A 15,930-nucleotide genomic window follows, 5' to 3' on the forward strand; every position below is an offset into this window, starting at 1 on the left:
CCGCTAATTTTCATCGTGTTTGATGCGGTAGTTTACTCCAACAGGAGAAAGCCGCCGTTTCAAGCGCCAGTGCGGCTTAATCGGTTTAAGTGGATAGGTACGCTTACGGGCAACAATAAAATACAAGCTACAAAACGTTGATCCAAAATCCCCTCTGCCATTTTCCAACCAAGTCCAGAATGTGCGGTACCTTTGCATCGGAAACAGTGCATATTGGTCACACTCAATCACCTGATAGTTCAGCAGCCCTAGCCAGTCCTTGACTCGATTTGGCGTGAACATTCGACCGCTCCAAGGCAAATTATTTTTGCGCCACGGCATTAAGCTCGCAAGACCCGTGAAACTGATCGGATTAAATCCCGTGATAATAATGTAGCCATCATCAATCAGTACTCTGTCCACTTCTCGCAACATACGGTGCGGGTCACTACTATAATCCAGTTGATGTGCAAGGATTGCTGTATCGATGCTTTTTTCGAAGAAGGGCAAATCGAAGTCATCGGCGATAACTGTATGCAATGGATTTTGTTTATCCAAATGGACTTGATGTTGAATATTGCAGTTACAACTGGCAAGCTCGCAACTCAAGCCACCCAGTTTTAGCATATGATAACCAAAGAGTTTCGGGCACCACTCATCGAGCCGTGTTTGGATAGACTCACTAACCCATTGACCATTTTTCAATTGAGACCAAGAATGAGGCTTCTCAATTTTTTTCGCTGCGTGCTGGTTTCATCGCTAACCCGCTTCACCAAGGTGACTGGAGACAACTCATGTTACAGATCAAAAGCATACCTGCATTTAACGATAATTACATCTGGCTGATTCAAAATAGCGACAACCGTTGCGCTGTTGTTGATCCGGGCGATGCCACGCCTGTTCTGGCTTATTTGGAACAACACCATCTCACGTTAGAAACAATATTAATTACCCACCATCATAAGGATCATACCGGCGGAATTCGCGAGCTTGCTAAGCAGTATTCGAATATCGAAATCGTTGGCCCAAGTGATGACCCTGTTCCTTATTTGACCCAAAAAGTCACCGCTGGTGACCAAATTGAGTTGTTTGATGAACGTTTCTGGGTGCTGGGATTACCGGGGCATACTTTAGGTCATATTGGCTATGCCGGTGATGGCAAATTGTTTTGTGGAGATGTGCTTTTCTCTGGTGGTTGCGGACGAGTATTCGAAGGCACCATGGAACAAATGTTTACTTCGTTAGAAAAAATTCTAGCCTTACCAGAAGAAACCGAAGTGTATTGCGCTCATGAATACACCGCGAGCAACATTGCTTTTGCGATTGCTGTTGAGCCAAATAACGAACAGTTACAAATTTATCGTGATGAAGTGATTCGTCTTCGAGCTCAAAACAAATCCACCATTCCGACCACGCTAAGAAAAGAGAAATGGATAAACCCCTTCTTGCGTACAAGAGAGGCGAGCGTAATCAAGTCGGTAGCAAATCGCACGAAACAAAATGATCCTATATCAATATTTACCGCATTACGCGAATGGAAAAACGATTTTTAGGAATTTGCCACTTGTCAGGGTAATTAATAGACAAGTATTATCACCAGCCATTTATTGAAAAGATTGTTTTGCATGCGAGTAAAAACCAGCTGTCTGTTGGCTCTCTTATTGGCCGGGTGCCAACTTAACCAGACAGCAGAACAAACCACACAAAACGACGTTGAAGTAAACACGCCTCAACAGCAAGTCACTAAGAAAAAGCCAACGGTAGCTTCGAAACCAGTACCCGTTGAACGCGTTGTTGAACCTGTCGTGATTACGCCACAAGAACAAGAAGATGTCTGGCAGCGCATTGCCATGCAACTTGCTATGGGGATTCCCAAGCAAAAATCGGTCGACTACTACCGCACTTGGTACTTGAAACACCCAAGCCATTTGCAAAAAGTGGCTGAGCGTGCACAACCATTCCTATACCTAATTACCGAGAAAATTGAGCAAAGAGGCTTACCGCTTGAGCTAGCCCTTTTGCCAATTGTAGAAAGTGCGTTTGATGCTTTTGCTTATTCACACGGTAGCGCAGCAGGTTTATGGCAGTTTGTGCCTGCAACAGGAAAAATGTACGGCCTTGAGCAGAACTTCTGGTACGACGGTCGTCGCGATGTTGATGCTTCAACCGATGCAGCTCTGACATACTTAACTAATTTAAGTAAGCGTTTCGACGGTGACTGGCAACACGCTATCGCGGCTTATAATAGTGGCGGCGGTCGAGTTTCCAGTGCTATTCGTAAGAACAAAAGCTTAGGGAAACCTATCGATTTCTTCTCACTCGATTTACCTGAAGAAACCAGCGGTTATGTGCCAAAACTACTCGCACTTGCTGACATCATCGCTAATCAGGAAAAATACGGTATCCAACTTCCTGCCATTGCCAACAAACCCGTGCTGAAGTTAGTTGATCCTCAGGAACAACTGGATCTTGCTATCGCGGCAAAATATGCAGGCTTGGATGTTAAAGAACTTCAAAGCTACAACCCAGCATACAATCAATGGGCTACCGCACCGAACGGTCCATTCCAACTACTTCTGCCAGTCGATAAAGCCGACACCTTCCTAGCGAATGCAGCAAAGCACCGTGGAGAAGGAATGAAGTTAGTCCGATACAAAGTGAAAAGTGGCGACAGCCTGAGTGTGATTGCCGCACATCACAACACAACAACTAAAGTAATTCAGACTGCCAATAATCTTTCAGGCAACGCTATCCGTGTTGGACAATATTTGATGATTCCAACATCGGTGAAAGATGAGAAAGCGTATGTTCTGAGTGCTAATAACCGTCTGCAGAAAACCCAATCTATTGCCAGAGGCAAATACAAGCTGACTCATACTGTTACCAGAGGTGACAACCTATGGACAATCGCTCGTAAACACAATGTGTCGACCACTTCTCTGGCTAAATGGAACGGAATGGGGCCAAGAGATACCTTGAGTATCGGGCAGAAACTGGTGATTTGGAAAAACAACACTGATGGCGCGATCATCCGCACTGTTTTCTATAAAGTGCGTAACGGCGATACACTCAGTGCAATAGCCAGCAAGTTTAAAGTGAAAACAGCAGACATAGTGAAATGGAATGACTTGTCTAATAACAAATACCTGAAACCAGGTCAGAATCTTAAACTCTATGTCGATGTCACTAAGGTTAGTGTATGAACCCGTCCAGTAATCCTTTAATTATGCTGGTGGATATATTCCGTTCACCTCAAGATTGCTTTGCTGCACTGTATGAAAGAAGTGCATGGGGATGGCAGCCATTTATTGTCCTGCTGATCACTCCGTTCCTATTCTGGGGAGCTTATTTCGCAAACGTCGATTTTGAATGGCTTAAAGCTGGCTTATCCGCTCAGATGGAAGCGACGAATCCTGATCTTATTCACTTGCTGGAAGCTGATACTTTACTGGCGAGTGAAATCATCAGTGACGTCATGAGCCGAACTCTGACCATTATTCTTCTGGCGCTTTGGTTTAACCTTGCAACCCGTCAAGGCTCAACAAAATTAGGTTTCTGGAAATGGTTTGCAGCAAGCTCAGTTGTCATTTTTCCAGCCGTCATCGGCGATCTAGCTAGTTATGCAAGCATGCTGTTAAAGCATGGACAAGTGATGAGCTACGCAGCCGATCTCAACAGTGTGAATGGATTAATTAAGCTGCCGTTAACCAATCCTTGGTCACCCTTTACCAGTTCATTCCCTCTGCTACTGCCTTGGTACATTTTCCTAGGTTATGCAGCGGTCATTACTTGGACGCAAATAGAGCGCGCTCAGGCAATCGTTATTGCTACCCTGCCTTGGGTTGCTTACTACGGTATCTGGGCTATCACTATTGCAATAAGCTAAAGCTAAGCAGTAAAGGGTTATGATCAGAAGCGTCCGACTCGGGCGCTTTTGCTTTTTCTAGCTTTAAGCCCCGATAAAACACATGGTCCAAGGGCAAACCGCTGATAAAACGCACTCGGTTATCAGGAGAAAAAACGACTTCACTCAGCCCTAAAGAAGTCAGTACCTGCTTCATCACACTCATTCTCTCTTCACTCCAGCTATTGAAGTCTCCAGCAACAATGATGGGGCCAGTATGCTGACTCAATTCATTGGCTAATGCCTGTAACTGAAGTTGGTATTCATTTGTGCCATAAGTGAAGTTAACCGCATGCAAATTCACGACTGCGAGCACTTGCCCGTTACTGAGAGGATATCGAGCGTAGATTCCCGATTTAGGAAGTCTTAACCAAGGTTCCATCTCTGTATAACCACAGGCTAAGTTAGGTGTCGTCCGAGCCAGATTAATGACTCCCGCAGACTCCCCCATCACTTTAAAGGCGTTGACTTGATTACCTTCCCACCCATGCTCTGAGAGCCACTGTTTTAATCCTGTATTCAGGCTGGCTTCTTGCAACAGCAGTAACTGCGCATCTGAACTTAAACGGCTAAGTTCTTCACTCCAGCCCTCTCTGTTCTGCTTATAGATATTCCACACTAGAAGGCCCAGCTGACCTTGCTTGTCTAAAGGCAAAGCATTGTCGTCCTGATAGCAGACTAACGGTTGTCCAACGCTGTTTTCACCCACGGTGATCAGTTGAGGGTGTTCTGGAATGTTAAAAACCAGCTTATAACCAGAGAAGACTATCGCTAGACAACTCAATAAGCCTAATAACAGCAAATAGCGCTTTTTCATAACAAGTACAGGTCTGGTGTAAAACTCATAGTAGGGAAAGAAGATATCTGAATTTCACTGGCGGCGAGATGGAAAAAGAGGAGCATTCGCTCCTCTTCTTTTAAACTGCGTCTTCGTCTTCTTCGCCAGTACGAATACGGATAACACGTTCGACATCAGTAATGAAAATTTTACCATCACCAATTTTGCCTGTTTGAGCGGTTTCGATAATAGTATCGACACATTGGTCAACGACATCTTCGTTAACCACAATTTCCAGCTTCACTTTTGGCAAGAAATCGACCATGTATTCAGCGCCACGATACAGTTCCGTGTGGCCTTTTTGACGACCAAAGCCTTTGACTTCGGATACCGTCATACCCGTAATACCCACTTCAGCTAACGCTTCACGAACATCATCGAGTTTAAATGGCTTAATAATGGCTTCAATTTTTTCATGTTCATCCCTTAAACTTGTATCAATGCTCGGCATTATCCGCTAGCCCTTGAAAACAATCAAATAATTAAGTCGCTTTATACTTATTTCAAACTTGCGTAGTAAGCGGCTAAGTTAGCAATATCTGCATCGTTCAACATAGAAGCTTGAGCTTGCATTACAGGTGCAAGTCCACCCGTACGCTGACCCGCTTTATAAGCTTTAATAGAAGACACTATGTATTGTTCACTTTGTCCTTTGAGGTTTGGATATCCCGGAATAACCGCAATACCATCCGCACCATGACACGCTGCACACACCGCTGATTTTGCTTTACCAGCAGCCACATCTCCAGCGACTGCATTACCCGCTAGAAGTCCAAGACCTAAAACAACACTCAATGCTAATTTATTCATTGCTCTTCCTTATGTTATTGAATTTTCTTTTTATATCACTGCTACTACTAGGGTTAATTCTGGCACGAAAATTAACGCTTGTCCCAAACCAGCGTGCAATCTTGCCCACTGAAATCACGATCAACAAACAAATTTGCCACCGCAACCACTTTATCTTGATACATGAGTATCGGCGTGCGGCGTCTTAGCCAACTCGGCACACCGTATTCCTGAAAGAGCTTTTTCAACTTTCTTGAGCCGATCCTTCCTACCGGACATGCACTTAATCCTTCTGGATTAAAGCTCACCCACAAATCTTCCACCCTTTCTGGCAGTCGAATTTCACCCTTATACTGAGTAAGATTCAAAACACCTAAGCCATCGGGCAATGGCAGATTTTGTTCAAGCAAAATTGGGCTTTTCCAGTCTGATATATCTCGACTCTCTTCAACACAATATAGACGATTATCAAAACGGCGGATCTCTCGCTCGCCAAGTTTCAGTTTTGGATTAGCATCAGCAGTGGCCAAAGCGACTTCCTGCCAAATCATCTCTGTATGTTTACGGCTTGGCATCACCATTTGATGATTAGCTAACCATTGGCGAATGATTTGCCGACGTACACCATCACTTTTCGCGCTCAATGTATCGAGTTTCAAACTTCCGTCATCATAAAGTGCTTGTACGAGTTCATCTCGTAAGAGTTCGTCAAGCAACGCTTGTTGCTCAGCACACAACTCCGCACTACGTTGAACCGCTTGGTGAATCGATGGCCAACGCTGACTGAGAATAGGTGTAACTTGGTGACGGATGAAATTGCGCTCGTAGCGAACATCATCATTACTTTCATCGGTTACCCAAGTTAGGTGATTTATCGCCGCAAAAGCCTCTATATCAGCGCGTTTAACGCTCAATAGCGGCCGTAACATTAAACCGTTTGAAAATGGCGCAGAAAGAGCCATAGAAGCTAAACCTTTTGGTCCACTTCCTCGTTTAAGGGCGAGTAAAAATGTCTCTATCTGATCATCTGCGTGCTGACCTAAAAGCAGTACATCATTCGCTTGCACATGTTTAGCTAACACCGCATAGCGAGCATCGCGAGCAAGCTTTTCAATACTCTCACCGCATTGAGTATCCAGATGCACTCGTTCTACAGTCAAAGGGATAGCAGAGTCATCGCACCATGCCTGACAACACTCAGCCCAATGATCTGCATTGCTGCTCAAACCATGATGAACATGTACCGCCGCAATTGATGCACCGCATTCATCGCGAAAACGTTCGAGCAGCGACAACAGAACACGAGAATCAACACCTCCACTCAAAGCGAGAACGAAACGGCGGGAAGAGTATGCATTCAACTGTTGGCAAAAGTGAGAGTACAAATCGAGCATAGTAGGTTTATCAACCAGTAAGGCTATCAACAAGAAACTGGGGTTAAGTGTAACGTTAAGCCAGATAAACAAAAAGGGTTGGAATGAATCCAACCCTTTAGCAAAACAATCAGCTTTAGTTGCTACTTGTTCAGAGCAGCGATTAGCAGTAACCGTAGCTCAATAGACGTTGGTAGCGGCGCTCAAGTAGAGAATCTGTATCCAGAATTTCTAGATCCGCTAACTGACGTAGTAGTGTTGCTTTCATGTTCGCAGCCGTCTCTTCGTGGTTACGATGCGCACCACCGAGAGGCTCTTCAATGATTTCATCAATCAGTTCTAGCTCTTTCAAGCGAGGAGCAACCAGACCCATAGCTTCAGCAGCTTGTGGTGCTTTATCTGAATCACGCCATAAGATTGATGCACAACCTTCTGGAGAAATTACTGAATACGTAGAGTATTGAAGCATGTTTACGTAATCACCCACACCGATAGCCAGTGCACCACCAGAACCGCCTTCACCGACAACGTTACAGATAACAGGCACTTTCAAACCTGACATCACTTTGAGGTTTTTAGCGATAGCTTCAGACTGACCACGCTCTTCTGCACCAACACCTGGGTATGCGCCAGCAGTGTCAATAAAAGTAATGATTGGCATGTTAAAACGCTCAGCCATTTCCATCAGACGCAGTGCCTTACGGTAACCTTCAGGCTTTGGCATACCAAAGTTACGTTTTACTTTCTCACGAGTTTCGCGACCTTTTTGATGACCAATAATCATCACAGGACGATCTTCTAAACGAGCGATACCACCAACGATAGCTTTGTCATCTGCAAAAGCGCGGTCACCCGCTAGTTCATCAAACTCAGTGAAGACATGTTCAATATAATCAAGCGTGTAAGGACGCTTTGGATGACGCGCCAATTGCGCTACTTGCCATGCACCTAAGTCGCCAAAAATTTTCTTTTTCAGCTCTAAGCTTTTCTTTTCTAGTTGTGCAATTTCTTTGTCGAGGTCAACTGAGTCGTTACCACCGTGACGAGACATGTCACGCAGTGCCTGAATTTTAGCTTCAAGTTCGGCAATTGGTTTTTCAAAATCTAGAAAATTTAGGCTCATCTACCTATCCTTTTTTACTCAGCATGCCTTTGGCATTGCTGAATTTTAGTTAAATTCAAGTTCTACCTGATCATTGCCAAGTAGCTGTTGCAATTCGTCTAACAATGTATCGCTAGGTGTGACACGCCATTCTGTACCAAGTACTAGACGCGCTCGCGCATCAGGGCGCTGGTAGTATACATTGACAGGAACCGTTCCTGCTCGGTGAGGCGTAAGTATTTCACTAAAACGCTCAAAAAACTGCTCATCAATTTGAGATTGCTCTATCGATATTGATAAGCCACGGGCATATTTTTCACGTGCGCTGCCCATGTCCATGACTTCGCGCGCCGACATTTTAAGGCCACCGTTGAAGTCATCAAAGCTGACCTGTCCGGAAATCACCAAAATTTTATCTTTTTCTAACAATTCTGCATACCGTTCAAGCGCATCAGAGAATAACATCACCTCCATGCGACCGGAACGGTCATCCAAAGTCATCAGACCAATTCGGGTTCCGCGCTTAGTCGTCATCACTCGCGCTGCAATGACTAAACCAGCCACTGTAATCGATTGATCACGGCGTGTTGGCGTCGCTTCATTTAAACGACAGCTAGTATATCGATTAAGTTCCTTCAGATAGGCGTTAATTGGGTGGCCTGTCAAATAAAGCCCCAAAGTTTCACGCTCACCTTCTAGCCAAACTTTTTCTGGCCACTCAGGGACTTGGGTATATTTCTGTTCGACTTCTTCTGGCGCATCCGTCAATACACCAAACATATCTGCCTGACCAAACGCTTCAGCCTGATGGTGTTGGCTCGCCGATTTCACCGCATCGTTCAGTGACGCCATCATAGCAGCGCGGTGTGGGCCTAAACGATCCAAAGCACCCGCTAAAATCAGCTTTTCAATTACACGCTTATTGACCTTTTTCAAATCAATACGAGCACAGAAATCAAACAGGTCTTTGAAGTAACCACCTTTAGCACGTGCTTCTTGTATCGCTTCGATTGGGCCTTCACCCACCCCTTTAATCGCACCGATACCATACACGATGGCACCTGTTTCATCGACATTAAAGCGGTATAAGCCAGAGTTAATATCTGGCGGAAGTACTTTCAGCCCCATGCGTATACATTCATCCACCAAGCCAACGACTTTTTCTGTGTTATCCATATCAGCGGTCATTACCGCTGCCATGAACTCCGCAGGGAAGTGCGTTTTCAGCCATAGTGTTTGATACGATACTAAAGCATAGGCTGCCGAGTGCGATTTGTTAAAGCCATATCCAGCGAATTTCTCTACAAGATCGAAGATTTTCATCGATAATTCGCCATCAACGCCGTTTTTGATCGCTCCCGCTTCAAAGACTGCACGCTGCTTTGCCATCTCTTCTGGCTTTTTCTTACCCATTGCACGACGCAACATATCTGCGCCACCAAGAGTATAACCAGCAAGGATCTGGGCTATCTGCATTACCTGTTCTTGATACAAGATAATGCCGTAGGTTGGTTCAAGCGTCTCTTTGAGAGATTCATGCTGCCAAGTTTCATCCGGATAGGAGATCGCCTCACGGCCGTGTTTACGGTCGATAAAGTTATCTACCATGCCTGATTGCAACGGCCCCGGACGGAACAGTGCCACCAATGCGATGATATCTTCGAAACAGTCAGGCTGAAGACGCTTGATCAAATCCTTCATACCGCGAGATTCAAGCTGGAATACCGCAGTGGTTTCTGAATTCTGCAGCACTCGGAAGGACGCAGGATCATCTAACGGAATAGACTCGATACGAACAGGCTCTTTACCTTCTCTCTCCATTCGAGGGTTAATCAAGCCCAATGCCCAGTCAATGATAGTTAAGGTTCGTAGACCCAAGAAGTCAAACTTAACCAGACCAGCGGTTTCAACGTCATTCTTATCAAATTGAGTAACAGGGAAATGGCCTTCTGAATCTGCGTAGATAGGTGCAAAATCAGTAATTGTGGTTGGCGAAATGACTACGCCACCAGCATGCTTACCAGCATTTCGAGTACAACCTTCTAGGATTCGGCATTTATCAATCAGCTCTTTGACATCTTCATCTGAGTTATATAACTCAGGAAGTGCGGGTTCAGCCTTGAAGGCTTTTTCCAGCGTCATACCGGGATCTGGCGGAATAAGTTTTGAGATACGATCGACAAAGCCAAACGGGTGACCAAGGACACGCCCCACATCGCGGATAACCGCTTTTGCCGCCATAGTACCGAAAGTGATGATCTGTGATACCGCATCACGACCATACATTTCTGCCACGTGATCAATAACTTGGTCACGCTTATCCATACAGAAGTCGACGTCGAAATCGGGCATGGATACACGTTCTGGGTTCAAGAAACGTTCGAACAGCAAATCGTACTCAAGCGGATCCAAGTCTGTAATTTTCAGGGCGTAAGCCACCAAAGAGCCTGCACCAGAACCACGACCCGGCCCTACCGGAATATCGTTATCTTTGGACCATTGGATGAACTCCATTACGATCAGGAAGTAACCTGGGAACCCCATATTGTTGATTACTTCAAGCTCAACTTTCAGGCGTTCATCGTATTCAGGACGGCGCTGAGCTCTAACTTCTGGGTCAGGAAACAAGAACTCCAGACGATCTTCCAAACCTTCTTCTGATTTTTTAACCAGATATTCAGTTTCCAACATCCCTTCAGTCGGGAATGCTGGAAGAAAGTATTCACCCAATCGAACAGTAACATTACAACGCTTGGCTATTTCGACCGTGTTTTGCAGTGCTTCTGGGATATCAGCAAACAGCTCACACATTTCGTCTTCAGAACGTAAATATTGCTGTGGGCTATAAAGTTTCGGTCTGCGCGGATCTTCTAATGTATAGCCATCGTGGATAGCCACGCGAATTTCGTGTGCATCAAAGAACTCTTCTGTCAGGAACACCACTTCGTTCGTAGCAACAACAGGTAAGCCTTCTTTTTCCGCCACTTCCAATGCAAAGTGAAGATAGCTTTCTTCATCCGCACGGCTTGTTCTTATCAACTCAATATAGAAATGGTCAGCGAAGTAGGTTTGATAGAACTCTACGCACTTATCAACCAGTGGTTGGTTACCTTTAAGTAGAGCTTTACCTATCTCACCCTGTTTGGCTCCGGATAAAATAATCAAACCTTCCGCATGTTTGATTAACCACTCTTTATCAATCACAGGTTGGTGTTGAACATGACCACGCAGATAAGCTTCTGATATAAGAAGAGTCAGATTTTTATAGCCAACATTATTTTTCGCCAAGATAGTAATTCGAGTCAGCTCATCACCAAACTCTTCTGAGCGCATGGCGAAATCCGCACCTATGATAGGTTTCACGCCGCTGTTGTGTGCGGTTCCGTAGAACTTAACTAAGCCACACAAGTTGGTAAAGTCGGTTAATGCCATCGCTGGCATGCCCATTTCAGCCACTTTTTTAACCAAAGGAGGCACTTTTGACAGGCCGTCAACCATGGAGAAATCACTGTGAATACGTAAGTGGATAAACTTAGGGTCTGACATTCAATTCTGTCCTAGATACTCAATATTCGCTTTTATTGGGGGCTATTCTACGTCAATACCAAACGTATTGCAGGGCTTATTCCAAGCCTAACACGCGTTTAACGGGTCCAAAACTTCTGCGGTGTTGCTCAATCACACCGTGCTGTTCAATCGCCTCGAAATGCGCTTTGGTTGGATAGCCTTTGTGTTTAGCAAAACCGAACTGCGGGAACTCTTTGTCTAACAGTTCCATTTCCTGATCGCGAACGACTTTTGCAATGATTGAAGCAGCACTGATCTGCGCCACTCGTAAGTCACCTTTGACAACGGCAATCGTGTCCATCGGTAACTGAGGCACTTTATTACCATCAATCAGAACTAAATCAGGCTTAATGCCCAAACCTTCAACCGCACGTTGCATAGCAACCATAGTGGCTTGGAATATATTCAATTGGTCAATTTCTTTTGGGCTACAACGCCCTACTGACCAAGCGAGAGCTTTTTCTTTAATTTCAGGTAAAAGCGCGAGGCGTTTTTTCTCGCTCAGTTTTTTAGAATCATTCAAGCCTTCAATAGGGTTGTTAGGATCTAAAATCACAGCGGCGGTCACCACATCTCCAACGAGTGGCCCTCTTCCTACTTCATCCACACCAGCAATCAACTGATAGCCTTGTGGTATTTCAAACGGAGGTAACTCTTGGGGAGGCTTCTTCACTGAAGTCTTTTTTGTCGACATAATTACGCTTTCTCTATTAATTTCAGTACAGCGTGAGCAGCTCGTTCATCTGCACCTTTTCGAATCCATTGATGCATTTCGGCAAATTTTTCCAGCATCGCTTGATTGTCACCATCCAAAAGTTGGCTTACATGATGCACCAAGTTTTCTACGGTACACTCGTCTTGAAGCAATTCTTTTACCAGCTCTTGCTCGGCTAATATGTTCGGCAGTGACACATAAGGTGTTTTCACTAATCGCTTCGCCAAGAAATACGTTAATGCATTAACGCGGTAACCGACAACCATAGGACGTTTTAAAAGCATACATTCCAGCGCCACTGTGCCAGAAGCCAATAGCACTGCATCTGAAGCGGTAATGACATTACGCGCTGTATCATCCACCAGCACAAAATCGAGTTCCGGAGCCGTCTCTTTCCAAGCAGCTTCAAACTGCTCACGACGCTTCTGACTGACTAAGGCAACAACGAAACCAAGATCAGGGTATTTCTCACGCAGTTTTTGACAGGTTTCGATAAATGGCTGTGCGAGCATTTTCATCTCACCACCACGACTCCCTGGCAATACAGCTAACCAGCGGCGTGTTGGATCAAGTCCAAGAAGTTGCTGTGCTGGTAATTTATCATTTTGCAGCGGAATCGAGTCTGCCAACGTGTGTCCGATGAATTCACAAGGGACATTAAACTTATCGTAAAAGGCTTTTTCAAACGGTAGAAATGCTAAAACAAGATTGGTCGCCGCTTCAATTTTAAAAATTCGCTTTTGGCGCCAAGCCCAAACAGAAGGGCTGACATAATGCACAGTCTTGATACCCGCATTTTTGAGGTCCAACTCAAGGCGCAAATTAAAGTCTGGCGCGTCGATACCCACAAACACATCTGCCGGGTTAGAGGTAAAGTATTTAACCAATTCAGCTTTGACTTTCAGTAGACGAGATAAGCGACCAAGCACCTCAACTAAGCCCATTACAGACAACTCTTCCATATCAAAGAGTGACTCACACCCTTGAGCTATCATTTTCGGACCACCAATACCGACAAACTCTGCGTCTGGGTATTGCTGCTTAATTGCTTTGATAAAGCCTTCACCTAACGTATCACCAGACATCTCTCCGGCAACAATACCTACGCGCAGCGGCTTTCTCGCTTCAGACATACTTTTAGCCTTAAATTATGGAAGAATGTGAGCATAGCAAATGAATATCGCTAGCCTTAAAACACAAAAAGACCGCAGCATTTAAGTTGCGATCTTTTCCAATCGTCAGTTCAATCGCAAATTAACGAATGATGCCACGTTCCGTCTTTTCCAAAATGGAAATGAAACGTTCTACAGCAGGCCATTCTTGCGCAATCTCTTTCAACACTGGCAACACTTCTGCTTGCGTTTTACCTGAGCGGTAGATCTCTTTGTACGCTTTTTGAATTGCGCGAATCTCCGCTTTTTCAAAACCGTTACGTTTTAAACCTACTAGGTTCAAACCGAAAGGCGTTGCATGGTTACCCTGTGCAAGTACGTATGCAGGTACGTCTTGAACAACCGCAGAACAGCCACCAACGTAAGCATAAGCACCAACACTACAGAATGGGTGAATGGCAGATAGCGCCATTACGCCAGCGTAATCTTCGACAGTTACATGTCCGCCAAGGATCGCATTGTTACCAATGTGAGTATTATTGCCAACAACACAGTCATGAGCGATATGCGCGTTAACACAAAGTAGGTTGTCATTACCGACAATAGTGGTCGCTTTGTCTTGCACCGTGCCACGATGAATTTGCACCGCTTCACGGATCACATTGCGATCACCGATAACTACTGTTGTATCTTCGCCGCCGTATTTCTTGTCTTGGTTCTCTTCGCCAATAACAGCATGTGGGAAAATGCGGTTCTCTTTACCGATAACCGTATTACCTTTGATAACAACATGCGACATCACTTCTGTGTTGTCGCCAATTTTCACGCCAGAAGTGATGTAAGTAAAAGGTCCAACAGTTACGTTTGCACCAATCACCGCACCTTCTTCTACTACTGCGCTTGGATGAATTTTTGCTGATTCGTGAATCATCTTAAAACTCTCTACGTGCACATTTTAGTTCAGCAGAACATACAACTTCACCGTCTACTTTCGCGACACCATTAAACAGAGCGATACCACGACGTTCTTTCAAGAATTCCACTTCGATAATCAGTTGGTCGCCAGGAACAACTGGCTTGCGGAATTTTGCGTTATCGATACTTGCGAAGTAGTAAAGTTCATTTTCTTTCGATGCGCCAAAAGATTTAAACGCTAGCAAACCTGTAGCTTGAGCCATAGCTTCAAGAATCAGTACGCCAGGGAAAATCGGTAGCTGTGGAAAATGACCAGTAAACTGAGGTTCATTTACTGAAACGTTTTTAAGGCCAACCAGATATTTGCCTTCTTCATAATCTGTTACGCGATCAATCAACAAAAACGGATAGCGATGAGGAAGTAGCTCCTGAATTTCGGTGATATTCATCGTTTTCTTTTCAGTAGTCAAAGTCATATTCCTATTCATTAAATTTTCAAAAAATCTTTTCGGCATTATAGACGAAAAAGACTCGCACTTTGCGAGCCTTATCGACAAAGGTCTGTAAAATATGCCTTTAAGCGTCGTTTTTTTGCGCTAATTGCTTTTCAACTTCTTTAAGACGCTTGTTCATCTCGTCAATACGATGAACACGAGTCGCAGTCTTACGCCACTCTTTGTTTGGTTGTAAAGGAATACCTGACGAGTACATGCCTTTTTCTTCGATGCTGCGCATTACCATACCCATACCCGTGATGGTGACACCATCAGCAATAGTAATGTGGCCGTTAATAACACTTGCACCGCCAATAATGCAGTACTTACCAATTTGAGTGCTTCCGGCGACAACTGTACCACCAGCCATGGCTGTACCATATCCGATGTGCACGTTGTGAGCGATTTGAATTTGGTTATCGATGATCACGTTATCTTCGATAACGGTATCGTCTAGCGCACCACGGTCGATAGTGGTACATGCACCAATTTCAACACGGTTACCAATTCGTACAGAACCGATTTGAGGGATCTTAACCCATTCGCCACGCTCATTTGCATAGCCAAAGCCATCGGAACCAATCACTGTGCTTGATTGAATCAGGCAGTCAGAACCGATTTCAACGCCATGGTAAACACTGACATTCGCCCAAAGTTTGGTGTTGTTGCCCAATTTGGCATTTTTGCCAATAAAGCAGCCAGCACCAATCACTACGTTATCACCCAACTCTACACCTGACTCGACCACAGCATTGGCACCAATCGAAACGTTAGTACCCATGACTACGTCTGCAGCGACAACGGCACTTGCAGCCACACCATTTTCAGCCGGTGCAGGCGTCAAATCTAACGCTTGCGCTACCTTAGCAAAGGCAACATAAGGGTCAGCAACAACCAACACATTCGACGGACACAGCGATCGCTCTGACTCTTTCACCATTAACACTGTCGCTTTTGATTCCGCTAAGTGTTTGCTGTATTTAGGATTCGACAAAAAGGTCACATCGCCTTCTTGTGCGCTGTCCATCGGAGCAACACGATAAACGACAGCATTGCTATCACCGTGTAACTCACCGCCAGTAATTGCTGCTAATTCAGCTAAAGTCAGTGTTTTCATGTTTAAATGCTTTTGTCTATAAGAG

The 15,930-nt window shown here is 44.8% G+C and carries 14 protein-coding genes and 1 pseudogene; 3 read left to right on the top strand and 12 right to left on the bottom strand.

The window, feature by feature from the left end; translation table 11 throughout:
• Window positions 1-3 precede the first annotated feature (3 nt).
• Window positions 4-736 (bottom strand): annotated as a pseudogene (locus tag P4S58_RS11240) (class I SAM-dependent methyltransferase).
• Window positions 737-773: 37 nt separating this feature from the next.
• Between P4S58_RS11240 and gloB the strand changes: the two are divergent.
• The 3 genes from gloB (at window position 774) to P4S58_RS11255 (ending at window position 3,865) form a co-directional block, all read left to right on the top strand.
• Window positions 774-1,532, top strand: a complete 759-nt coding sequence (gene gloB, locus P4S58_RS11245) for a hydroxyacylglutathione hydrolase (RefSeq protein WP_337164002.1) — start codon at window positions 774-776, stop codon at window positions 1,530-1,532.
• A 72-nt stretch (window positions 1,533-1,604) separates the two neighbouring features.
• Window positions 1,605-3,182 carry a LysM peptidoglycan-binding domain-containing protein gene (locus P4S58_RS11250; protein WP_337164003.1) on the top strand — a complete coding sequence of 526 codons (1,578 nt, stop codon included), beginning with the start codon at window positions 1,605-1,607 and terminating at the stop codon, window positions 3,180-3,182.
• Window positions 3,179-3,865 carry a YIP1 family protein gene (locus P4S58_RS11255; protein ID WP_102968542.1) on the top strand — a complete coding sequence of 229 codons (687 nt, stop codon included), beginning with the start codon at window positions 3,179-3,181 and terminating at the stop codon, window positions 3,863-3,865. The genes P4S58_RS11250 and P4S58_RS11255 overlap by 4 nt, the downstream gene beginning before the upstream one ends.
• Here P4S58_RS11255 and P4S58_RS11260 read toward each other — a convergent pair.
• From P4S58_RS11260 to lpxD, 11 genes are all read right to left on the bottom strand, one after another.
• A complete protein-coding gene (locus tag P4S58_RS11260) occupies window positions 3,849-4,700 on the bottom strand; it encodes an endonuclease/exonuclease/phosphatase family protein (RefSeq protein WP_337164004.1) in 852 nt (283 codons plus the stop codon). The genes P4S58_RS11255 and P4S58_RS11260 overlap by 17 nt on opposite strands.
• Window positions 4,701-4,800: 100 nt before the next feature.
• Window positions 4,801-5,172 (bottom strand): nitrogen regulatory protein P-II, encoded by a 372-nt coding sequence (gene glnB, locus P4S58_RS11265; RefSeq protein WP_337164005.1) that lies wholly within the window; start codon window positions 5,170-5,172, stop codon window positions 4,801-4,803.
• Window positions 5,173-5,219: 47 nt separating this feature from the next.
• Window positions 5,220-5,531 carry a c-type cytochrome gene (locus tag P4S58_RS11270; RefSeq protein ID WP_042480094.1) on the bottom strand — a complete coding sequence of 104 codons (312 nt, stop codon included), beginning with the start codon at window positions 5,529-5,531 and terminating at the stop codon, window positions 5,220-5,222.
• Between the two features lie 71 nt (window positions 5,532-5,602).
• Complete coding sequence (tilS, locus tag P4S58_RS11275) at window positions 5,603-6,904, bottom strand: tRNA lysidine(34) synthetase TilS (RefSeq protein ID WP_337164006.1); 1,302 nt, start codon at window positions 6,902-6,904, stop codon at window positions 5,603-5,605.
• Between the two features lie 142 nt (window positions 6,905-7,046).
• Window positions 7,047-8,006, bottom strand: coding sequence for an acetyl-CoA carboxylase carboxyl transferase subunit alpha (accA, locus tag P4S58_RS11280; RefSeq protein WP_042480096.1), 960 nt, complete (start codon window positions 8,004-8,006; stop codon window positions 7,047-7,049).
• A 45-nt stretch (window positions 8,007-8,051) separates the two neighbouring features.
• On the bottom strand, window positions 8,052-11,531 hold the full coding sequence (dnaE, locus tag P4S58_RS11285) for a DNA polymerase III subunit alpha (protein ID WP_337164007.1): 3,480 nt from the start codon (window positions 11,529-11,531) through the stop codon (window positions 8,052-8,054).
• Window positions 11,532-11,607: 76 nt separating this feature from the next.
• On the bottom strand, window positions 11,608-12,246 hold the full coding sequence (gene rnhB, locus P4S58_RS11290) for a ribonuclease HII (RefSeq protein ID WP_337164008.1): 639 nt from the start codon (window positions 12,244-12,246) through the stop codon (window positions 11,608-11,610).
• Between the two features lie 2 nt (window positions 12,247-12,248).
• Window positions 12,249-13,400 carry a lipid-A-disaccharide synthase gene (gene lpxB / locus P4S58_RS11295; protein WP_337164010.1) on the bottom strand — a complete coding sequence of 384 codons (1,152 nt, stop codon included), beginning with the start codon at window positions 13,398-13,400 and terminating at the stop codon, window positions 12,249-12,251.
• Between the two features lie 121 nt (window positions 13,401-13,521).
• Window positions 13,522-14,310 (bottom strand): acyl-ACP--UDP-N-acetylglucosamine O-acyltransferase, encoded by a 789-nt coding sequence (gene lpxA, locus P4S58_RS11300; protein WP_337164012.1) that lies wholly within the window; start codon window positions 14,308-14,310, stop codon window positions 13,522-13,524.
• 1 nt (window position 14,311) lies between these two features.
• Entirely contained in the window at window positions 14,312-14,743 is a 432-nt protein-coding gene (gene fabZ / locus P4S58_RS11305) for a 3-hydroxyacyl-ACP dehydratase FabZ (protein ID WP_171137392.1), read from the bottom strand.
• 127 nt (window positions 14,744-14,870) lie between these two features.
• Window positions 14,871-15,905: a UDP-3-O-(3-hydroxymyristoyl)glucosamine N-acyltransferase gene (gene lpxD / locus P4S58_RS11310; protein ID WP_337164014.1), complete on the bottom strand. Its 1,035-nt coding sequence runs from the start codon at window positions 15,903-15,905 to the stop codon at window positions 14,871-14,873.
• Window positions 15,906-15,930: the final 25 nt, after the last annotated feature.

Origin of the sequence: Vibrio sp. Hal054 (assembly GCF_037162405.1) — a bacterium.
GTDB lineage: Bacteria > Pseudomonadota > Gammaproteobacteria > Enterobacterales > Vibrionaceae > Vibrio > Vibrio diazotrophicus.